The following is a 19,742-nucleotide window of genomic DNA, read 5'->3' as shown; positions in this document are numbered from 1 at the left end:
AGGCGCAGGGTGAAGGCTAAAGGTTCCACGAAGTTGGCCATTTAGCCTGATTAGCGGCCAGGTCAGCGCATCAACAGCAGAATAATGACCACGAGTAAAACGGCAGAAATCCACTGCCAGACCAGCACAGGATTGCGTTTGATCAAAGGTGGGCGGGCGCGATTGGCCAGCTCGCGGCTGGGACGGCGCAGCTCGAAGGCGAACTCCGATAGCTCTGTGTAACGCTTGTTGGGGCTAGGCTGCAGCGCTTTTCTCAGTACCTCGTCGAGCCAGGCGGGAATCTCGCGGTTGTCGTCCAGCACTGACTGGTATTTCAGCTTGTTCTGCGCGGCGCGCGTACGACACTTGGCCACTTCCGCACCATAGGGCAGTTTGCCAGTGAGCATCTGATAGGTAATCACGGCCAGCGAAAACATATCTGAAAGCGGCGTGCCGCTCTCGCCCAGGAAGTATTCGGGAGCGGTGTACTGGGCTGTTCCGAGAATGTCGTTGTGTTGCACCGCTGCGGTGATCTCTGCCAGACCGGCCACCTTGGCGGAGCCAAAGTCGATGATCTTCACTGTGCCGCTGCTGTCGATCATGATGTTTTCGGGGCGCAGATCCTGATGCAGCATCTCCGCTCGATGAAAGGCCTGCAGCCCTTTGGCGATCTGCTCGACAATGCCGCGAACGGTTTCGACATCCGGCGTCGGGTTGTCGAGCATCCATTGGGCCAACGTCTGCCCTTCGATGTATTCGGTAAGGGTATACAGATAATTGCGCGGCCGATTGATCGGACAGGGCTTGAGTACGTGGTTGCTGCGGATGCGGCGGGCAATCCACTCTTCCGTCAGAAAGCGTTCCAGATAGGCTGAATCGTCCCGTAGATCAGTAGACGGGGTTTTCAGAACGATAAACCCGGGTTCCTGTTCGTCCTCGGCCAGATATACATGGCTGCGACTGCTGGCATGCACTTCACGGATAATCCGGTAGCCATCAAACACCTCCCCCGGCTGCAGGATGGGCGGTGGCGGCAGTTCGGTCAGTCGTTGATGCAACTCATCGGCGGCCTGATCCGGCAACTCTTCGATACGTATGATCTGCGCCGTGAGATTGTCGTCGCTGCCTTGCTCAAGCGCTTCTTCAACCATGCGCTGGGCGGCCAGGTCCAGATCCAGGGGGTTCGCCGCGATGGCAGCGAGCATGAAGCGACTGCTGGCATGCTCGTACACACCATCGGTGAGCAGCATGAAGGTGTCGCCAACTTCAACTTGCAGGGTGCGGTAGTCGATATCCAGCCAGGCATCAATGCCCAGAGCGCGGCTCAGGTAACTCTTGTCCGCGGATACCCGCATCCGGTGATCTTCAGTGAGCTGTTCCAGCGCGTTGCCCTGTACACGGTAAATGCGGGCATCGCCGACGTGGAAGAGGTGTGCCGTGCGCGATTTCACTACCATGGCGCTGAAGGTGCACACATATCCGCGGTCGAGATCGTAGCGGTATTGGCTCTGCCGGGTCTGGGCGTACAGCCAGGAGTTGGTGGCAGCCAGAACGCGCTGCACGGATTTTTTCACTGACCAGGTTTCGGCGGTGCAGTAGTAGTCTTCGAGAAAACTCGCGACCGCTGACTGGCTGGCAATATGGCTGACATCGCTGCTGCTGATGCCGTCTGCCAGCGCAATGGCGATGCCCTTGGAGCTGAGCAGCGGCTCGCAGGGTATGCACAGCCCGTGAAAATCCTGATTGGTCTGCTTGCGGCCCTTGTCGGAGTACTGGCCGACGGCAATGCGCAAATGACCAGGCCCGGGGGCCTGATCACGGCCCAGCCGCAGACACGACTGGGTTACTCCCACTTTAGAGCGCCTTGGCTGCGTAGTTAGGGCGCTTGGGCGCGGTTCTAACGTGGGTGGTGTAGAGCGTCAGGCCGGTCAGTGACAGACCGCCGATCAGGTTGCCGAGCACCACCGGTAGTTCATTCCAGATCAGGTAGTCCAGTAGCGAGAAATCGCCGCCCATGATCAGGCCCGAGGGGAACAGGAACATGTTGACCACCGAGTGCTCGAAGCCCATCGCGAAGAACAGCATGACAGGCATCCACATGGCGATGACTTTGCCGCTTACTGTGGTCGAGATCATCGCGCCAACCACGCCCAACGAGACCATCCAGTTACAGAGCACTCCGCCGATGAATACGGTAAGCATCCCCGCCGCGCCGTACTGCTTGTAGCCTACGGTACGGTTCTCGCCGATGTTGGCAATCACTTGTCCGACTTCACCGGGTTCGATGGAAAAGCCATAGGTGAAGGTGATCGCCATCAGCACCGCGACAGTCAGGGCGCCGCAGAAGTTGCCGACGAACACAAAACCCCAGTGTTTCAGTACGCCGCCTATCGTTACGCCCGGACGCCGATCAATCAACGCCAGGGGTGTAAGGACAAACACGCCGGTAAGCAGGTCGAAGCCCAGCAGGTACAACATGCAGAAGCCGACCGGAAAAAGGATCGCACCGACAATCGGGACGCCGGTCTGTACTGAGATGGTCACGGCAAATACTGCCGCCAGAGCGAGAATGGCGCCGGCCATGAAGGCTCTGATCAGCACATCGCGGGTGGCCATGAAGATTTTTGATTCACCTGCATCGACCATTTTGGTGACGAATTCAGCGGGTACCAGATAAGACATAACAATTTACTCAGATATGTAAGAGGAGGTGTCGCGGAGGCATCAGGCCTCCGCGATTTCCACCAGATCACCGTTAAGACGCACAGGCCACGCCCGCAGGCGCTGTTCGGGATACTCCAGACAGCTGCCGTCCTTCAGGCGAAAGTGCTGCTTGTATAAAGGCGAGGCAATTACCAGCTCGCCCTTGAGGTTGCCGACGATGCCGCGGCCAATGACATTGGCGCCGGATTTCGGGTCGCGGTTTTCCAGTGCGAATATCTGTTCGCCCTGTTCCGTGCTTGGCAGGTGGAACAGCGCAACCTGCGCTTCGTCAAGCCAGGCCACCACGCCTGAGTTGGCGACCAGGTCGCGGCGTTCGCAAAGGGGGCGCCAGCTGATGGCGCGGGCGGTGTTATCAATATTCAGTTGGGTCATGACAGAGCCTCCTGGGTGACGGGAATCAGGTGCAGTTCGGATGCGCGGGCAGGGCGAGGCTGGCCGCGCTCCTTGACGAAATGAATGTCCGGATCGCCACGCTGGTCGTTGACGAAGGTGCGGAAGCGCTTGAGTTTCTCCGGATCCGCGATCGCGTTGGCCCATTCGCATTCGTAGCGATCAACGACCAGTTGCATCTGCGCCTCGAGTTCGTCGGCCAGACCCAGGCTGTCGTCGATGATGACTTCCTTGAGATAGTCGAGGCCGCCTTCAAGACTCTCGCGCCATACCGAGGTGCGCTGCAGCTTGTCGGCGGTGCGCACGTAGAACATCAGGAAGCGGTCGATGTAGCGGATCAGTGTCGCGTCATCAAGATCGGTGGCGAACAGCTCCGCATGACGCGGACGCATGCCACCGTTGCCGGAGACGTACAGGTTCCAGCCGTTTTCAGTGGCGATCACGCCGATGTCCTTGCTCTGGGCTTCTGCGCATTCGCGGGTACAGCCGGAGACGCCGAACTTGATCTTGTGCGGCGCACGCAGGCCCTTGTAGCGATCCTCAAGGCGGATCGCCATGCCGACGCTGTCCTGCACGCCGTAGCGGCACCAGGTGCTGCCGACGCAGGATTTGACCGTGCGCAGCGACTTGCCATAGGCATGACCGGTTTCGAAGCCGGCCTCAATCAACTCGCCCCAGATATCCGGCAGCTGATGAAGTTGCGCGCCGAACAGGTCGATACGCTGGCCGCCGGTGATCTTGGTATAGAGATCGTATTTCTTCGCCACAGCGCCGAGGGTAATCAGCTTTTCCGGGGTGATTTCGCCACCGGCGATGCGCGGCACGATGGAGTAGGTGCCGTTTTTCTGCATGTTGGCCATGAAGGTGTCGTTGGTGTCCTGCAAGGGCACCAGCGTCGGATCGGTGATGGGCTGGTTCCAGCAGGAGGCGAGAATCGAGCCCACCGCCGGTTTGCAGATATCGCAGCCGATATGACCGCGACCGTGTTTGGCCAGCAGCTCGTCAAAGCGGGTAATGCTATTCACCCGGACAATGTCATACAGCTCCTGACGGGTGTGAGCGAAGTGCTCGCAGAGGCTCTTGTCCACCTCGACCCCGCGGGCGCTCAGCTCGTGCTCGAACACCTGCTTGACCAGCGCCGCGCAGCCACCACAACCGGTCCCGGCCTTGGTCTGTGCCTTGAGCTCGCCGAGATCGGTACAGCCGGCATCGACTGCGCAGCACACCGCGCCCTTGCTGACGTTGTGACAGGAGCAGAGCGTGGCGGTATCGGGCAGTGCATCGGCGCCCAGCGTCGGTGCGCCCTCAGACAGCGGCAGAATCAGGCTGGACGGGTCCGCCGGTAGCTTGATGCCGTTCTGCGCGTACTGCAGCAGGGTGTCGTAGTAACTGTTGTCGCCAACCAGAACCGCGCCGATAACGGTGCTGTTGTCGGCGGATACGACAAGCCGGCGATAGCTGTTGTTGGCTTCATCGATATAGCGATAGCTTTTCGCACCCGGTGTGGCGGCGTGCGCATCACCGATTGACCCCACGTCAACGCCGAGCAGTTTGAGCTTGGTCGACATGTCGGCGCCGGAGAAGGCTTCGTGCTGCTCGCCAACCAGCTGTGACGCCAGGTTGCGCGCCATGCTGTAGCCGGGGGCTACCAGGCCAAAGCAGCTGCCATTCCAGGAGGCGCACTCACCGATGGCGTAGATGGTCGGGTCGCTGCTGCGGAAATCGTCATCGATGATTACCCCGCCACGCTCGCCCACTTCCAGGCTTGCGCTGCGCGCCAGCGCATCCTGTGGGCGGATGCCGGCGGAGAAGACGATCAGGTCGGTTTCAAGATATTCACCGTCGTTGAAGTTCATCCGATAGGCGTATTCCTCGCCCGGGACGATTTCGCTGGTAGCACGCGAAAGGTGTACGCCGACGCCAAGCGCTTCGATTCTTGCCTTGAGTGCCGCGCCGCCCAGATCGTCCAGCTGTACCGGCATCAGCCGCGGAGCGAATTCCACCACGTGTGCTTCAAGGCCCAGGGACTTCAACGCATTGGCGGCTTCCAGCCCAAGCAGGCCGCCACCAACCACCACGCCGCGGCGAGCTTTGGCTGAGGCGTCGCGGATTGCATCCAGGTCATCCAGCGTGCGGTACACCAGGCGGGAGTTGCCTTCGGCACCCGGAATCGGCGGTACAAAGGGAAAGGAGCCCGTGGCCAGGACCAGGCGATCATAGCGCTGACGCCCGGCGCTGGTAACGATTTCCTGATTGTCGCGATCGATATCCAGCACCTGGACACCAAGGTGCAGGTGCACGCCGTGGGTGCCATACAGGTCTGCTTCGCACAGCGCCAAGGACTCCGCATCACGCCCACCGAAATACTCCGATAGATGCACACGGTCATAGGCGCGCTGGCGCTCCTCGCCATACACATGGATATCGTAATGCGCCATGGCACCGCGTTCGATCAACTGTTCCACGCAGTGATGGCCAACCATACCGTTACCGATAATGACCAGCGTTTCGCTCTTGATGGATGAAATGTCAGCTTTCATGGCCTTTCCTCAGTCAAGGCAATCCGGAACGCTGAGTCTCAAAGCGGTTCAGGCTTCGATCTGTCCCGGATATCGTTATTAACGCCACGGCGCGGACCGGCGTGATCACCCCTGGGTGGTTATGTAAAGGAGAGGGGGCGACGGCTGGTTGGCCTGGCAAGCTTACTAAGGGTTGAGCAAGGAGCGTGCCAGGGATGGTCTGCACCCTTCGGTCATCCCGTTGAGCTTTGCGCGAGCCGTTAATGACGCGGGTTCTGGCCAGGGAAGAAAAAAATATGAAAGATGCGCACCGCCCCCGGTAGACCTCCCATGGTGCAAGACGATGAACCATAAGGGTGCGGTTCGACGCCTCGCTTCCCGGTATTGGTGCGCCATGTTGGGGCCTGAGCATAATGCTGAGCGAAGAAGGTGCAGCGAACGCTACGCTAGTGACCAGTGGCTCACGAATATCAAGGGTGTCTAACGCCACAACCGGTAGGGACTGAAAAGCTGGATTGCTAAACTTTCTCGGTTTGGGAAGTGCGGATAGTTGATCATTTATGACAAGTGCTCGGAATGACCCTGGGTATGGGGACAGATGTGATCTTCTCCGATACGCATGATCCTCTCAGTGCGGCCCATGGCGATCGCCTGAGCTTTTACATGCCTTATGAGGAGATCCGGAAGGAGTGGGAGCGGTATCAGGTTATCCAGGCGCGAAGAGCCGAGGACGACAAAGCGCCAGACAGCTTGTTTGCGAGTTCGGACTGACCGCAATGGATTATCGATAGCCAACCAGGCATGTGCTCGGCTGGGTTGGATGGCCGCGATGTCGGGGAATAAAAGCGGTGATCCCCGGCATGCGTGCGCTCAACGGCGTTCGGGTAGCGGCGGTCGGCCCTGCTGGCGCAGGGCATGGTTAACCACCGGTTCGAGCATAGACATGACCGTGAGATAGCCTGGTAGGGAATCGACCAGGATAAGGTCGAAGTTGTCGCCATCTATATTGACGTCGAACATCCAGCGCGCACCGGCCATTTCCTCCTGCCCGCCCTTTTCCCAGCGGCGATACATGGTGTAGACGTCCAGTACTTCGTCATATTTGCCGAAGCCCAGCCTGCCGAAAAATTCATCATTGGAATCGTCCTCGTCCTGCCAGTCGGCGCCGACGATATGCTCGAGGTCGTTTGCCACCCAGACCAACTGGCCCTGCTCTACCTTATAAATTGCCATGCCGTTGCTCCACCACCGATACGTACGATGCCGCGATGATATCACTATGACATTCATGTGCTGGACAATTCGACGATTGGCTTGCGATAGGGTTATGGCCGATGAGCTTGAGCTTGCGTGGTGCGGTGAAACCGGTACAGTCGAAATCTTCAATGCTTCTGACCAGGAAAATAGCCATGGCATCAATCTATGATATTCCCGTGCAATCCATCGATGGCGAACAGACCACGCTCGCACCCTACAAAGGCAAGGTGTTGCTGGTCGTCAACGTGGCGTCCAAATGCGGTCTGACGCCACAGTACGAGGGACTGGAGAAGCTGTACGAGAACCGCCGCGCCGAGGGTCTCGAAGTGCTGGGATTCCCAGCCAACAATTTCAAGGAGCAGGAGCCCGGCACCGATGCCGAAATCCAGGAATTCTGCACCCTGACCTACAAGGTTCAGTTCCCTTTATTCAGCAAGATTTCGGTGGCCGGAGAGGATCGCCATCCGCTCTACAGCCAGTTGACCGAGGCGCTGCCGCGTACCACTGGCGAGGGTCCGATGCGGGATCGTCTCTCCGGTTTCGGTATCCAGACCAACGCTGAGCCCGAGGTGCTGTGGAATTTCGAAAAGTTTGTTGTTTCCCGGGATGGCAAGGTGGTTGCCCGCTTCGCGCCGGATGTGGCACCCGAAGACCCGCGCATTCAGGAAGTCATCGAGGCTGAGCTAGCCAGGAAGTAACCCCGTCGGGCGATATCAGCCCCACACCGTCATGGCCGACCACTGTGGATGCTCCAGCTCCGATCAGCTGGTCGATCAGCCGGACCAGTGTCGAGCCGTCCTCACCGACCAGCACGGCGAGTTGTTTCTGGCTCAGCCCATCACCCGCTTCGTCCATCCGGATGCGCGGCGCCCAGCTGGCGCCATTGATACCGGCGGACCGCCGGTGATCGGGCGCTCGCCGCAGCCGGGCGGACATGGCGGACAGCGAACCAAAGCCTGGTCTTGCGGCATGTTCTGCCGTAAAAAACAGATGGGCGCTTCCAGACATGCGTGCAGAGTGCGATGAGTGGCTCGCCTGGGGCGCGACTGTCGCGCAGAGCCTATACTCAACCTCATCCGTGCTCCCTACGGCGGCGCAATCCAGCTTGCCTTAGGGCATGTAACCGACTGGAGCTCGATATGCTGCATGACAACTCCACCCGCTACGGCAGCGTCACGCGCTGGTTCCACTGGCTGATGACACTGCTGATCATTCAGCAGTTCTTCAAGCTGACAGACCGGATAGGCGAGGGCGAACACTGGCTGGGCGATAACTTCGGCCCGTGGCATGTCTCCATTGGCGTGCTGGTGTTGACGCTGGTTGTACTACGCATCGCGTGGGTGCTGAGTCAGCTCGGGCATCGCCCCGTCCACCGCGGCCCCACGGCACCCTTTGTCCGCCTGGGGCACTTCGTGTTGTACGTCATCATGTTGCTGATGCCCGTCACCGGTATCTCTTACATGCTAGGCAATGGCTACGGATTAACCGTTTTTGGAATGGAACTGGCCGAACGTACCGACATCGAAACGCCGTGGCTGGCCAATATTGGCAGTGTGCACTCACCGCTTGCCTGGCTATTTCTGGGAATGGTGCTAGGGCACACTATCGCCGCGTTCTATCATCACTGGGCCCTGCGCGACGACACCATCAAAAGGATGCTCTGATCCTTGGCTACACGAGCAACACGCGTTCCGTTCAGTTATTCTTCCGCTCTGATCGGCCATCAGTAAAGCCGAGCATGGTGGTCAACGGGACGTTCCTCACTGCGGAAGTGGTATGCAGCCTCAACTGATCATTTGCGAACACTGCGATTCGGTATATCAACGTCCGGCGCTGACCCCGAAGCAAACCGCGCACTGCCAGCGTTGCGGTGCGCTGCTGGAGCGCGGCCGGCATCTGACTACCGATCAGCTGCTGGCGCTTACCGTCGCCGCGGCGATTCTGTTCATGCTGGCCAACGCCTTTCCCATTGTCGAAATAAGCATGCAGGGACTGAGCAATGAGGCCACCCTGTGGGCAAGTGTCGAAGCCCTGGCTGAAGGTCGCATCACCATCATCGCGCTGGTCACTGGCTTGAGCATTATCTTCGCGCCCGCATTGCAGATCATCTTGCTCGGCTGGGTGCTCTACCACGCTCGCGGCGGGCGCATAGCGCCGGGCTTTCGCACCTGCATGCGCGCGCTGGAACATCTCCGGCCCTGGAGCATGCTCGAGGTCTGTCTGCTGGGCATCCTGATCGCCATCATCAAGCTGGCGGGCATGCTGGAGGTGCATGCCGGTCTCGGCCTGTGGGCGATGGCCATGCTTACGGTGTTGATTATCCTCATCAGCGGCCGGGATGTGCGGGACTTGTGGAATGAGCTACAGGTACCGGTGCGATGAGTTCACCCCCCTTTGCCAGCGAACTGGACCTGCAGCTGTGTCACGATTGTGGTCAGGTGTGTCAGTCGGGAGCTATCGAATGTCCGCGCTGCGATGCGCTATTGCATCACCGCAAGCCAGACAGCCTTGCCCGAACCTGGGCGCTGCTGATCACGGCGCTGATCCTGTACGTGCCCGCCAATCTGCTTCCGGTCATGTATACCGACATGTTCGGCAGTGGCAGCGAAAACACCATCCTCAGCGGGGTGATTGAATTCTGGCGGGATGGCTCGTGGGATATCGCAGTGATCATTTTTATCGCGAGCGTAGTGGTCCCCTGCGCAAAATTCCTGGTGCTTGGAGTGCTGTTGGTGACGGTCCAGCGCCGCAGTCGCTGGGCCATGCGCGAGCGAGCGCGGTTGTATCGCTTCATTGAGACTATCGGCTACTGGTCGATGCTGGACGTTCTGGTCGTTGCGCTGGTGGCCGCCCTGGTGCAGTTTCGCGCCTTGAGCACCATTGAGCCGCGGCTGGGCATATTGTTTTTCGGTCTGGTTGTCGTCCTGACGATGATCGCCGCGATGACTTTCGATCCGCGACTGATATGGGATGCAGAGATAAACGATGACAGACACGCCTGAGCATAACGCCGCTTCGAGTGCCGGACACCCTGAAATAAGGCAGCGTCGTGTGCGTATTTCGCTGATCTGGCTGGTGCCGATCGTGGCGGCCCTGGTCGGACTTTCAATGGTGGTGCAAAGCTGGCTGTCGGCGGGGCCGCAAATCACCGTGAGCTTCGAAACAGCCGAAGGTCTCGAGGCCAACAAGACCGAGGTCAAATACAAGAACGTGGTGATCGGCCGGGTGACCGGGATCAACCTGACCGAGGATCAGACCCGCGTGGTTGCGACCATTGATCTTGACCAGGGAACCGAACCCTTCACCCGCGAGGATGCGCATTTCTGGGTGGTCCGCCCGCGTATCGGTGCCAGCGGCGTGTCGGGCATTGGTACGCTGTTATCGGGTGCATACATCGGCGCCGACCCTGGTCAGGCAACTGAGACTCGCCGTGAGTTTCTCGGGCTTGAAGCCCCGCCTGCGGTGACATTCGGCGTCGAGGGTAAACGTTTCACATTGCGCACCGGGGATCTGGGTTCGTTGGGGATCGGTTCGCCACTGTATTTCCGCCGGATCCCGGTAGGCCAGGTGGTGTCCTACACTTTGACCGGCGACGGCAAGGGCGTCGAAGTGCAGGTGTTTGTTAACGCGCCCTATGACGAGTTCGTTACCGACGACACGCGTTTCTGGAACGCCAGCGGGGTCGATGTGTCAGTGGCGGCCGATGGGTTGAAGGTCAATACCGAGTCCTTGTCGGCGATTCTTGCCGGCGGTATTGCTTTCCGCGCGCCAAACTACAGCCCCAACGCGATGTCGGCGGAAGAGGGCAGGGAGTTCACACTGTACAACAATGTGCGGCAAGCGATGGCGCCGAGCGATGGCCCGCCTCATTTCGTGCAGATGCGCTTTGATCAGACCCTGCGTGGGCTGAATGTCGACGCCCCGGTAGAGTTTCTCGGTGTACCGATTGGTCAGGTGGTTTCAGTGAAGCTCGACTATGACGAGCAAAGCCAGAGCTTTCCGGTGGTAGTCGGAGCGGTGGTGTATCCGAATCGCCTGGGTGACGCCTACGACAAGCTGCTGGAACGTCTTGGTAGCGATTCCGAACAGGACACCGTTCGCCTGTTCCAGCTATTGGTAGAGCGGGGCCTGCGTGCCCAGGCCAAAACCGGCAATCTGCTCACTGGCCAACTGTATATATCGCTCGATTTCGATCGCAAGGCGCCAGCGGTCGTGTTTGATGCCAATGCCCGACCGCTGACCATCCCGACCATTGCCGGCCGATTCGACAAGTTGCAGGACCAGCTCCAGGAGATAGTCGACAAACTCAGCAGGCTGCCCATCGAGTCGCTGGTCGACAACCTCGATGGCAGTCTCAGTGAGCTGCGCTCGACGCTCAAGCAGGTCAACGCCGATGTGTTGCCCCAGTTGCAGCGCACGCTGGAGCAGTCTGAGCAGACATTGCAGAACGCCAATCAGTCCCTCGCACCCGACTCGCCGGAGCGTCAGGAGCTGGGCGACACCCTCAGGGAGGTCCAGCGGGCAGTGCGCTCTGTACGGGTCTTGTCGGATTACCTTGGCCGTCACCCGGAGGCCCTGCTTCGTGGGCGGAACGACGGCGCCGCGCCGGGCAGCTTCGAAGGTGGCGCCACCTCGCGTGAACTTAACTCGGAGCCCCAGCCATGAACCTGTCTTTTCGCCTGTTACTTGTCTGCGGCCTGTCCACGCTGGTTGCCTGCACCGCATCCCCGGTTCGCTATCACACCCTGATCCCTGTGCAACCGAAGGCCAGCGCGCAGAGCGCCGCGCCGGCGGATTTTCAGCTGCAAGTCATGCCCGTGCGCATCCCGCTGCAGGTGGATCAGCCCAGTCTGGTAGTGCGGGAAAGCGACGGTCAGCTGCTGATTCTGGAAAGCGCACTCTGGGCGTCTCCGCCGGCTGACGAATTTCACGACGCCCTGGCCTTCGAGCTGGAACAGCGCTTCGGCGTCCGCGATCTCGCCGGCCTGCCCGGCACCACGGGTCAGCCGGTATTGAGCGTACGTGCCGATGTGCGCCGCTTTGATTCCTTGCCCGGCCGGCATGCTGCGCTGGATGTGGTGTGGAGCCTGGAGCTGAGCAGCCCGGATAGCGAACGCCGTCGCCTGACCTGCGCCAGCGTGGTCGAACAGCCAGCCGGCGTTGAGGTGGAAAGCCTGGTGCGGGCGCATCAGCACGCCATCGCTGCGCTCGCCGATGAGATGGCCGAAACAGCGCGCCGATGGGCCTCCAGTAGCGCAGCAACCTGTCCCTAGCGCCACCAACGCGTATCAGGCAGACGGTGTGCTCAAGCCGCCGTTTGCTTCCCAGACCCTAGATCGCGATGGAAGGTAGGCATTATCTACGCCCTGGGTGAACTCCCCTGTCCAGAGCTGCTCTCAATTTGAAGGTCATATCCCTTAGAGTTCCTAACGCTTAACGGAGGATTCATGTCCTTTCGTAATCAAAGTAGGTCGACCAATGCCTTGGCTGGTGCGGTAGCCGGAGCTGCCGCTGGGGCATTGGCTGTCTGGGTGATGGATCGGGTCGACTGGTTTGCATACAACCGTGAATCTGAACAGGCCAGACAGCGCACAATCGCGGCGCGTCCCGGCGGCATGGACCCTGGCCACGTTCTGGCAAGCAAGGTCGCAGGCGCTGTCGGAAAGGAAATCACCCAGCCGCATCCCGCCGGAATATCCGCTCATTATGTATTTGGTATGGCGCCCGCTGCGGTCTATGGAGCGCTATACGAGAGCGTCCCTGCCTTGAGCGCCGGAAAGGGAACCCTGTTCGGGCTCGGGATGTTTCTTATGCATGACGAAGGGTTGAACGCCCTATCAGGATTGTCAGGCAAGCCGCAGGCGTATCCCTGGCAAGCCCATGCCCGTGGCTTTCTCGCACACCTGGTGTATGGCGTGGTATTGGACATCGGTGTAAGGCAAGCCAGAAAGCTGCTGAGGTGAGCGAAGCAACGCGAGATGACAACAACCGCAAACGAACGGAGATTTTGGCATGTCCACAACATCCGCAAGCCAAACCATTCAAAGCTGGCCCGAACAATCACGTGAAGCCGCCCAGCTGGTAATCGATCAGCATGGTGAGCCCGATGAGGTCACCGATTCGCAATTTGTATGGCACCAGCGCGAACCCTGGAAACGTATTGTCGCCACCAAGGCCTATTTCAAGCACAACTTCCCGACTGAGCACATCGATTCGGTCGCGACATTCATCGACTATCGCGTCCCGGTCGACAAGTTCAGCGATCTTGCTGCGTTCGATGGAAGCATCAAAATCGAGCGGACCTCGGGCGAGGTGTCGGCTCGCTGCCATGACGAGCAGGCCAATATGCTCGCGCTCAACCTGATGCATGACATCGTGACCGGCGCGAAAAACGTCGATGAGGCGCGGTCGTACTATGCCGAAGAGTTTCTTAACTACCGACGCAAGCAACCGACGCCTTATATGGAAAAACTCCACTTTTCGCCAGGCGATGCGAGTGCAGCCGACCCCGATGTGCGGCTGCTGTCCGATGAGGACCTTCAGAAAGCCGTCGATGAGGGCAAGAGCCACGGCTAGGTAAACCAGCAGAAACGGGGCGGGTTGTGAACGACGTTGGGATTTTTGACCGGTCGATGTATGCGGCCTGATGTGCTCATCATAGGGGCCGGCGTGGCTGGGCTGGCCTGTGCAACCTTGCTGGCTGACAACGGGCTGCGCGTGCTTGTGCTCGAAGCGGATGACATTCCCGGCGGCAGGGCCCGCAGCTGGACCGATCCGGAGACCGGCGACGTTGTGGATATCGGCCCGCATGTCCTGCTGAACAAATACAGCAATATGCTGGCCTGGCTGGAACGCCTGGGCACCGCCGACCATATCTACTGGCAGACCGACGAACTGCTCACCGTGGTCGACAAACATCGGCCCATTCACTTCAAGGTCGGCGGTTTGCCGGCACCCTTGCACTGGGTGCGTAATCTCGCGCGTGTGTTGCCGAGCGTACCCTTGCGCCGCTTGCTGACTAATAGCCGGGTCGGCTGGCAGGTGCTGCGCAGTACCGGTGATGATCTGCTGGCGCTGGACCAGCGTACCGGACGCGATTACCTGGAAGAGATGGGCGTGAGCCCCGAATTTATCGACTGGTTCTGGGCCTCGGCGGCAATCGCTTTTCTCAATGTGCCGATAGAAGACTGTTCGGCGGCGGCGCTGATGCGAATAATTGCTCAGGCGCTGGGCCACAACGACGTGGCTTTTGGCATCTCGCAGACAGGCCTGAATGATCTCTACGCCTGGCCTGCCATTCGGTATATCGAAAAGCGCGGCGGCGAAGTCAGGCTGAATAATCCCGCCGATTCGGTGGTTTATCGCAGCGGCCATCCGGTGGGGGTTGCGCTGGCAGACGGAAGCCAGATCGATGCACCGAACATCGTGCTGGCCGTGCCGCCCACGGCGATCGCTGCACTGCTCCCTGATACCCATCCGCTGGTTTCAGTATCGCGGCGCTTTCGGCCCAGCCCTTATATCAGCTGCTATCTATGGTTTGATCGCAAAATCACTGAAACGCCCTTCTGGGCGCGGCCCTGGTCGCCAGACGAGCTCAATACCGACTTTTACGACTTGTCGAATGTACGCACCAGTAGCACCGGCCCTTGCTCAATGATCGCCACCAACATCATTTACAGTGATCGGGTAGCGCATCTGTCCGACGCGGAGATCATCAGCGCCACCATCGAGGAAATCGCCGACTTCGCGCCGCAGGTCAAGCAGGCTCGGCTGATCGCGCAGGCGGTACACCGAATTCCAATGTCGATTCCCTGTGCGCTGCCTGGGATCGAGGAATTGCGTCCCGCCACGCGTGTGGAGCGCGGTCTGTTTCTCGCCGGAGACTGGGTCGATACCGGATTGCCGTTCTGCATGGAAAGTGCAGTCCGCGCCGGGGCCATGGCCGCCGAAGCCGTGCTTGCCGAGCGCGGCGTGGGTGCTGCGCTGGCCAAGCCTTTACCGGTTCCGGGCGGGATAGGGCGCCTGCTGCGCCGGGACAGCGGCGACCGCCAGCGGGTGCAGGGCGGCTATAACCCGAAACGCCCCTGAAGCGAATCCATTCGCAGGCTGACAAATGGGGTTCGGCCATGCAGGAATGCCAGGGGTCCGGATGCAGGAAAGTCCCACAGTGCACGGCCTGAACGTGCCTTGCCTTTGACAGCGCATCGGGTCCGGATCGGTCCGCCTGCGCCGCTTTGAATGATAAAACCCTGCAGCGGCAGCGTACCGGGAATATCAAAGCGCGATTCAAACTGCAGCGAGGCGAGCGTATTGCCTTGCTGGTCTGTAGCCCGCACTGCCGCGCCCCGGCCGAGCGCAGAGAGTTCGCCCGCGAAATTCGCTAACTCCTTGGGTATGGCCCAGAGGCGTGTGCCGCCTGCGGCTGCAAGCGGATCGCTGACCCATATATTGATGATGCTGCAGGCCGGGTTGAACAGGCCCGCGCCGCGCGCCATTACCGCAACCGCCAGCTCGTCGTAGCTCAGCGTACCGCCAGGCGCGTAACGGGCCCACAGGGTTGCGACCAGCGTGTGGCCCGCCACGTCGACAAAGCGAATGCCTGGCGCCGAGTCCGGCAACGCCTCGGTTGGCAGCCGCCACAGCGAAACACAGGCCGAACCCTGTAGCTGCCATGGCGCCGGCGGTATGTCCCGTTCAGCGATGTTTTCGATTCCGGATGATTGCATATGCCACCCCAATGGTTGCCTGTAACCAATAAGACCCGCTATGAGCGCTGTGGGTCCCGGCGGGATGGGCGGCATGAACTTTCATTGTGGTCCCTGTCGTAACAGGAACACTGTTTCATAACTGGAGACTGCAATGAGCAATTCCCTGAACGGCAAACGCGTCGCCCTGTTGGTCACCGACGGCTTCGAGCAGGTTGAGCTGACTGGCCCCAAACAAGCGCTGGAAGACGCCGGCGCGACAACCGAGATTCTGTCGAACACGAGCGGCAAGGTGAAAGGCTGGAATCACACGGATCCCGCGGATGACTTCGATGTGGACAAGACCTTCGATGCGGCGAAGATTGAAGACTATGACGCCATCGTGCTACCCGGCGGTGTGGTCAATGGCGACAATATTCGCCTGGAAGAATCGGCCAAACTTCTGGTTAGCGGAGCAGCCGGCGCCGACAAGGTCATCGCGGTGATCTGCCACGGCGGTTGGATTCTCGCTTCGACCGACCTGGTACGCGGCAAGACCATGACCAGCTGGCCATCGCTGGCTGACGATCTGCGCAACGCTGGCGCCGACTGGGTCGATAAGGAAGTGGTTGTAGACGGCAAGCTGATCAGTAGCCGCAAACCCGACGATCTGGACGCGTTCAACAAGGCGCTTGTGTCTGCCCTGGGAGGTTAGGGCGTCGTCGCTTCGTGCGGGGCTTGACCATGACATGGTGTCAAGGAGGAGGATTGAAGCCTGTCGATTGCCGGCGTGATTGAGGAGCAAGCTATGAGCACCGTTTTTCTACAAGTCGAAGGTATGAACTGTGGTTCGTGCGTCAAACATGTCACCAAAGCGCTGAACGAGGTGCCTGGCGTGAACGATGTGGCAGTGGATCTTGACGCAGGGCGGGCGACCGTCGAAGGCAGCGCGGACTCGTTAGCGCTGACTGCAGCCCTCAAGGACGCCGGGTATCCCGCCACGGTGGACGAATCGGCCAAGCCAGCTTGAGGTCCGGTTCAGGCAGCGCGCTGCCTGCCTGAACTGCCTAGCGCGCCTTGTCGGCAGGCATGTCCGGAACTCCCTCGGCTGCGCTGAATCATAGGCTGCATGCCCGAACCTGCGAACGTCGCTTTGCCCACCTTTCTCACCGGCCCCCTATTGCGCCGGCTCGCTCCAGAGCGGCTGCTGATATGGTTGGTGGCCACGCGGCCGCTCGATTTTGAATTGGTCCTGCAACCGGCATTGGCTGCGGAGCGATCTGTCACGCTCGACGGACACAGGTGTCGCAGGATCCCGATCGGCCGCCACGCCTGGATTCATATGCTGGACGTGGCGATGGTGCCGCCATTGCCAGCCGATACGGACATTGAATACGACCTGTTGTGGGAGGCAGGCGGCGCGCCGCTGCGTTTATCTACGGCCCTGCCTTACCTTTGCCATTCCGGGCGTGAGCGGCCTGCGTTCGTTATTGCGTCCCACAATCGCAATCTCCTGCACGGCTCCTGCCGCAAGCCACACTTTGACGGCCTGGATGGACTGGTGCGTGCCGATGCATGGTTGGCAGAACGGCTGGACCAACCAGAGCAGCGGCCCGCCTGGCTGATCATGACCGGTGACCAGGTGTATGCCGACGATGTTGCCGGTCCGATGCTGGTGGCAATCCATCAACTGATCTCGCGTCTCGGACTGTTCGATGAAGCGCTTGAAGGCGCCACGGTGCCCGACAGTCAGGCGCTCTATGCCGCCGGGCAGGGCTATTATCAGCGCGAAGAACTGCTGCCTGACGTGGCGTCGAGCGCGGCGGTGCGGCGTCGCTTCTTCGGCGGAGCCAGAAAGCCGATCTTTACCTCGGCGCACGCACATAATCATCTGATTACCTTTGCCGAGACCATGGCCATGTATCTTCTGGTCTGGTCGCCCGAGCCGTGGCATTTGGTGGATGTAGTCGAGCCTCGGTTATCTGCCGAGCACCGGAAAACCTTTGCGCAGGAACGTGAGATTCTGCAGCGATTCACCGCCGGGTTACCCAGCGTGGCCCGGTTGTTGGCGCATCAGCCTTCGCTGATGATCTTCGATGACCACGATGTGACCGATGACTGGAACCTCTCCGCCGAGTGGGAAAGCACCGCCTATGGTCATCCCCTGTCAAAGCGCATCATCGGCAACGCCCTGCTGGCTTATCTGTTATGTCAGGCATGGGGTAACGCGCCTGACAAGGTAGCCGATGCGATTGACCGGGCCGACACATTCCTGAACAAGCTTGGCAGTGAAGGACAGCTGGATTCGCAGGAGCAGGACGCCTGCATTGACTGGCTATTGAGATACCAGGGCTGGGAATACGAGGTGCCAGGCACGCCGCATCTACTGGTGCTGGATACGCGGACCCGGCGCTGGCGCAGTGAGCGCAGCCCGGGTCGGCCCTCCGGACTGATGGACTGGGAAGCATTGACCGAAATGCAGCAAGCCTTGCTGGATAAACCGAGCGTGGTAGTGGTCTCGCCGGCGCCGATGTTCGGGGTAAAGCTGATCGAGATCATCCAGAAGCTGTTTACCCTGGCCGGCAAACCGCTACTGGTGGATGCGGAAAACTGGATGGCGCATCGGGGCGCGGCGCAGGTGATGCTGAACATCTTTCGCCATTCACGCACCCCGGGTAACTACGTGGTGTTGTCCGGGGACGTCCACTATTCCTACGTGTATGACATCCGTATCCGTCACCGCCGACAGGGCCCGCGTATCTGGCAGATCACCAGCAGCGGATTGAAAAATGCCTTCCCGGATACGCTGCTCGACTGGCTGGATCGACTCAACCGCTGGCTCTATGCACCCTGGTCGCCGCTGAACTGGCTGACCAAACGCCGCCGCATGCGCATTACGCCCCGGGATCCCGAAGGCGCCAGGGCCGGCGAGCGCCTCTGGAACGGTACGGGCGTCGGCCTGGTGAGGCTGGACGCACAGGGCCGCCCGGCAGAGATTCGCCAGCTTGATGCGCGTGGTCCCGAGGTGTTGTTTCCCCCCGCCAGCCAGCCCTAGCGAGCAGTTTTCTGCTGCTGCCACGCACGGCCGCCGACGACGATCAGCGTGATAGCAGTCAATGGCAATACGTAGCCGAGCATGGCGTCACCAAACACCTCGGCTACCGGGCGCCCGGCTGAAAAAACCACCAGGTAGAAGGTATAGGCAGCGTAGTACGCGAGAAACAACAGACCTTCCCAGCGGTTGATGCGGTAGCCGGAGAAAAAGATCGGCAGGCACGCCACAGCGACCGCAATCATCACCGGGAAGTCGAATATCAAGGCGTTGGCCGCAACCAGTATCGGCTCAGGCGACACCAGAGCCGCCAGCCCGAGGACGCAGAGCAGGTTGAAGATATTGCTGCCGACAATATTGCCCACCGCGATGTCCCGCTCGCCTCGAATGACTGCCAGCACGGAGGTGGCGAGCTCAGGCAAGGAGGTGCCGATCGCCACCACCGTCAGGCCGATGACCAGCTCTGACAAACCCAGAGCCCGTGCCAGGCTGACCGCACCGGTCACCAGAAAATTGGAGCCCGACACCAGCAATACCAGGCCGACCACAACCAGTGCCAGGTTGATCAGCCAGGCGTAGGGCTTTGGCGTCTCGTGCAGTCCATATTCCTTGTCGAACTCATCATCCGCTGCGTCCTGCTTGTCGCGGCGGCTACTGATGATCAGGAACGCGGTGTAAGCCAAGATGCAGACGAACAGTATTGCCCCGTCGAGTTTGCTCAGCGCGCCATCCCACGCCAGCGCCAGAGCCAGCAGGCTGGCGCCGATCATGATCGGTACATCCAGCCGGATCAGCTGGCGCGACACTATCAGCGGGGCGATCAGGGCTGTCACGCCGAGAATGAACAGCACGTTGGCGATGTTGCTGCCGACCACGTTACCGATTGCCAGATCACCGCTGCCATCCAGTGCCGCCTGTACACTGACGGCGGTTTCCGGCGCGCTGGTGCCAAAGGCAACCACGGTAAGGCCCACAATCAACGGAGGGATGCCGAACTGAGCAGCGAGTTTGGCTGCCCCCTTGACCAGGATTTCTGCACCTGCAACAAGCAGGATCAAACCGGCGATCAGGTATCCGAACGTCATAAGGGTCATTGCGAGGGCTCCAGTGGTTGTGCGGCCAGTATAGTGTGGCCGC

At 60.1% G+C, this 19,742-nt stretch carries 21 protein-coding genes; 13 read left to right on the top strand and 8 right to left on the bottom strand.

The annotated features are described in order from the left end of the window. Positions 1-62: 62 nt before the first annotated feature. Genes FZE95_RS05570 through nirB form a run of 4 tightly spaced genes read right to left on the bottom strand, consistent with a single transcriptional unit; the run spans position 63 to position 5,633 of the window. The gene (locus FZE95_RS05570) at positions 63-1,832 is read right to left on the bottom strand and encodes a bifunctional protein-serine/threonine kinase/phosphatase (RefSeq protein WP_223824978.1); all 1,770 of its coding nucleotides are present in this window, start codon (positions 1,830-1,832) and stop codon (positions 63-65) included. A 1-nt stretch (position 1,833) separates the two neighbouring features. Beyond that, the gene (locus tag FZE95_RS05565) at positions 1,834-2,661 is read right to left on the bottom strand and encodes a formate/nitrite transporter family protein (protein WP_150299854.1); all 828 of its coding nucleotides are present in this window, start codon (positions 2,659-2,661) and stop codon (positions 1,834-1,836) included. A gap of 42 nt (positions 2,662-2,703) precedes the next feature. Beyond that, positions 2,704-3,075, bottom strand: a complete 372-nt coding sequence (nirD, locus tag FZE95_RS05560) for a nitrite reductase small subunit NirD (protein ID WP_150299853.1) — start codon at positions 3,073-3,075, stop codon at positions 2,704-2,706. Next, the gene (gene nirB, locus FZE95_RS05555; RefSeq protein ID WP_150299852.1) at positions 3,072-5,633 is read right to left on the bottom strand and encodes a nitrite reductase large subunit NirB; all 2,562 of its coding nucleotides are present in this window, start codon (positions 5,631-5,633) and stop codon (positions 3,072-3,074) included. The genes nirD and nirB overlap by 4 nt, the downstream gene beginning before the upstream one ends. Positions 5,634-6,188: 555 nt before the next feature. Here nirB and FZE95_RS05550 point away from each other — a divergent pair. After that, positions 6,189-6,383: a hypothetical protein gene (locus FZE95_RS05550; protein ID WP_150299851.1), complete on the top strand. Its 195-nt coding sequence runs from the start codon at positions 6,189-6,191 to the stop codon at positions 6,381-6,383. Positions 6,384-6,482: 99 nt separating this feature from the next. Here FZE95_RS05550 and FZE95_RS05545 read toward each other — a convergent pair whose 3' ends face one another. After that, on the bottom strand, positions 6,483-6,845 hold the full coding sequence (locus FZE95_RS05545; RefSeq protein ID WP_150299850.1) for a hypothetical protein: 363 nt from the start codon (positions 6,843-6,845) through the stop codon (positions 6,483-6,485). Positions 6,846-7,021: 176 nt separating this feature from the next. On the opposite strand from FZE95_RS05545, the gene FZE95_RS05540 reads away from it, so the two are divergent. After that, positions 7,022-7,567, top strand: a complete 546-nt coding sequence (locus FZE95_RS05540) for a glutathione peroxidase (RefSeq protein ID WP_150299849.1) — start codon at positions 7,022-7,024, stop codon at positions 7,565-7,567. On the opposite strand, the gene FZE95_RS05535 is transcribed toward FZE95_RS05540, so the two are convergent. Next, positions 7,539-7,877: a hypothetical protein gene (locus FZE95_RS05535; RefSeq protein WP_150299848.1), complete on the bottom strand. Its 339-nt coding sequence runs from the start codon at positions 7,875-7,877 to the stop codon at positions 7,539-7,541. The genes FZE95_RS05540 and FZE95_RS05535 overlap by 29 nt on opposite strands. 131 nt (positions 7,878-8,008) lie before the next feature. Between FZE95_RS05535 and FZE95_RS05530 the strand changes: the two genes are divergently transcribed. From FZE95_RS05530 to FZE95_RS05495, 8 genes are all read left to right on the top strand, one after another. After that, a complete protein-coding gene (locus FZE95_RS05530; RefSeq protein ID WP_178100941.1) occupies positions 8,009-8,533 on the top strand; it encodes a cytochrome b in 525 nt (174 codons plus the stop codon). Between the two features lie 112 nt (positions 8,534-8,645). Then, positions 8,646-9,251, top strand: a complete 606-nt coding sequence (locus FZE95_RS05525) for a paraquat-inducible protein A (RefSeq protein ID WP_150299847.1) — start codon at positions 8,646-8,648, stop codon at positions 9,249-9,251. Next, positions 9,248-9,871 carry a paraquat-inducible protein A gene (locus FZE95_RS05520; protein WP_150299846.1) on the top strand — a complete coding sequence of 208 codons (624 nt, stop codon included), beginning with the start codon at positions 9,248-9,250 and terminating at the stop codon, positions 9,869-9,871. Before FZE95_RS05525 ends, FZE95_RS05520 begins: the two co-directional genes overlap by 4 nt. Next, a complete protein-coding gene (locus FZE95_RS05515) occupies positions 9,855-11,534 on the top strand; it encodes a PqiB family protein (RefSeq protein ID WP_150299845.1) in 1,680 nt (559 codons plus the stop codon). Before FZE95_RS05520 ends, FZE95_RS05515 begins: the two co-directional genes overlap by 17 nt. Beyond that, positions 11,531-12,142 carry a PqiC family protein gene (locus FZE95_RS05510; RefSeq protein WP_150299844.1) on the top strand — a complete coding sequence of 204 codons (612 nt, stop codon included), beginning with the start codon at positions 11,531-11,533 and terminating at the stop codon, positions 12,140-12,142. Before FZE95_RS05515 ends, FZE95_RS05510 begins: the two co-directional genes overlap by 4 nt. A 174-nt stretch (positions 12,143-12,316) precedes the next feature. After that, entirely contained in the window at positions 12,317-12,832 is a 516-nt protein-coding gene (locus tag FZE95_RS05505) for a DUF1440 domain-containing protein (protein ID WP_150299843.1), read from the top strand. 49 nt (positions 12,833-12,881) lie between these two features. Then, positions 12,882-13,445 carry a hypothetical protein gene (locus FZE95_RS05500; RefSeq protein ID WP_150299842.1) on the top strand — a complete coding sequence of 188 codons (564 nt, stop codon included), beginning with the start codon at positions 12,882-12,884 and terminating at the stop codon, positions 13,443-13,445. 60 nt (positions 13,446-13,505) lie between these two features. Then, entirely contained in the window at positions 13,506-14,957 is a 1,452-nt protein-coding gene (locus tag FZE95_RS05495) for a hydroxysqualene dehydroxylase (RefSeq protein ID WP_150299841.1), read from the top strand. On the opposite strand, the gene FZE95_RS05490 is transcribed toward FZE95_RS05495, so the two are convergent. Continuing rightward, entirely contained in the window at positions 14,936-15,595 is a 660-nt protein-coding gene (locus tag FZE95_RS05490; RefSeq protein WP_190324503.1) for an acetoacetate decarboxylase family protein, read from the bottom strand. The genes FZE95_RS05495 and FZE95_RS05490 overlap by 22 nt on opposite strands. Before the next feature lie 133 nt (positions 15,596-15,728). On the opposite strand from FZE95_RS05490, the gene FZE95_RS05485 reads away from it, so the two are divergent. The 3 genes from FZE95_RS05485 to FZE95_RS05475 all read left to right on the top strand — a co-directional run bounded on the left by FZE95_RS05485 (position 15,729) and on the right by FZE95_RS05475 (position 18,608). Further along, a complete protein-coding gene (locus FZE95_RS05485) occupies positions 15,729-16,268 on the top strand; it encodes a type 1 glutamine amidotransferase domain-containing protein (RefSeq protein ID WP_150299839.1) in 540 nt (179 codons plus the stop codon). Between the two features lie 93 nt (positions 16,269-16,361). Next, positions 16,362-16,583 (top strand): CopZ family metallochaperone, encoded by a 222-nt coding sequence (locus tag FZE95_RS05480; RefSeq protein ID WP_150299838.1) that lies wholly within the window; start codon positions 16,362-16,364, stop codon positions 16,581-16,583. 99 nt (positions 16,584-16,682) lie between these two features. Further along, positions 16,683-18,608 (top strand): alkaline phosphatase D family protein, encoded by a 1,926-nt coding sequence (locus FZE95_RS05475; protein ID WP_150299837.1) that lies wholly within the window; start codon positions 16,683-16,685, stop codon positions 18,606-18,608. Here FZE95_RS05475 and FZE95_RS05470 read toward each other — a convergent pair. Then, complete coding sequence (locus FZE95_RS05470; protein WP_150299836.1) at positions 18,605-19,699, bottom strand: calcium/sodium antiporter; 1,095 nt, start codon at positions 19,697-19,699, stop codon at positions 18,605-18,607. The genes FZE95_RS05475 and FZE95_RS05470 overlap by 4 nt on opposite strands. Positions 19,700-19,742: the final 43 nt, after the last annotated feature.

The sequence above is a fragment of the Pseudomonas profundi genome (assembly GCF_008638305.1).
Taxonomy (GTDB): Bacteria; Pseudomonadota; Gammaproteobacteria; order Pseudomonadales; family Pseudomonadaceae; genus Halopseudomonas; species Halopseudomonas profundi.
This window is presented reverse-complemented; position numbering and strand designations above follow the sequence as displayed.

Coding starts and splice junctions, on each gene's coding strand:
- FZE95_RS05565 (WP_150299854.1), bottom strand. CDS start 2,661: ATGTCTTATCTGGTACCCGCTGAATTCGTCACCAAAATGGTCGATGCA.
- nirD (WP_150299853.1), bottom strand. CDS start 3,075: ATGACCCAACTGAATATTGATAACACCGCCCGCGCCATCAGCTGGCGC.
- nirB (WP_150299852.1), bottom strand. CDS start 5,633: ATGAAAGCTGACATTTCATCCATCAAGAGCGAAACGCTGGTCATTATC.
- FZE95_RS05550 (WP_150299851.1), top strand. CDS start 6,189: ATGACCCTGGGTATGGGGACAGATGTGATCTTCTCCGATACGCATGAT.
- FZE95_RS05545 (WP_150299850.1), bottom strand. CDS start 6,845: ATGGCAATTTATAAGGTAGAGCAGGGCCAGTTGGTCTGGGTGGCAAAC.
- FZE95_RS05540 (WP_150299849.1), top strand. CDS start 7,022: ATGGCATCAATCTATGATATTCCCGTGCAATCCATCGATGGCGAACAG.
- FZE95_RS05535 (WP_150299848.1), bottom strand. CDS start 7,877: ATGTCTGGAAGCGCCCATCTGTTTTTTACGGCAGAACATGCCGCAAGA.
- FZE95_RS05530 (WP_178100941.1), top strand. CDS start 8,009: ATGCTGCATGACAACTCCACCCGCTACGGCAGCGTCACGCGCTGGTTC.
- FZE95_RS05525 (WP_150299847.1), top strand. CDS start 8,646: ATGCAGCCTCAACTGATCATTTGCGAACACTGCGATTCGGTATATCAA.
- FZE95_RS05520 (WP_150299846.1), top strand. CDS start 9,248: ATGAGTTCACCCCCCTTTGCCAGCGAACTGGACCTGCAGCTGTGTCAC.
- FZE95_RS05515 (WP_150299845.1), top strand. CDS start 9,855: ATGACAGACACGCCTGAGCATAACGCCGCTTCGAGTGCCGGACACCCT.
- FZE95_RS05510 (WP_150299844.1), top strand. CDS start 11,531: ATGAACCTGTCTTTTCGCCTGTTACTTGTCTGCGGCCTGTCCACGCTG.
- FZE95_RS05505 (WP_150299843.1), top strand. CDS start 12,317: ATGTCCTTTCGTAATCAAAGTAGGTCGACCAATGCCTTGGCTGGTGCG.
- FZE95_RS05500 (WP_150299842.1), top strand. CDS start 12,882: ATGTCCACAACATCCGCAAGCCAAACCATTCAAAGCTGGCCCGAACAA.
- FZE95_RS05495 (WP_150299841.1), top strand. CDS start 13,506: ATGCGGCCTGATGTGCTCATCATAGGGGCCGGCGTGGCTGGGCTGGCC.
- FZE95_RS05490 (WP_190324503.1), bottom strand. CDS start 15,595: ATGCAATCATCCGGAATCGAAAACATCGCTGAACGGGACATACCGCCG.
- FZE95_RS05485 (WP_150299839.1), top strand. CDS start 15,729: ATGAGCAATTCCCTGAACGGCAAACGCGTCGCCCTGTTGGTCACCGAC.
- FZE95_RS05480 (WP_150299838.1), top strand. CDS start 16,362: ATGAGCACCGTTTTTCTACAAGTCGAAGGTATGAACTGTGGTTCGTGC.
- FZE95_RS05475 (WP_150299837.1), top strand. CDS start 16,683: ATGCCCGAACCTGCGAACGTCGCTTTGCCCACCTTTCTCACCGGCCCC.
- FZE95_RS05470 (WP_150299836.1), bottom strand. CDS start 19,699: ATGACCCTTATGACGTTCGGATACCTGATCGCCGGTTTGATCCTGCTT.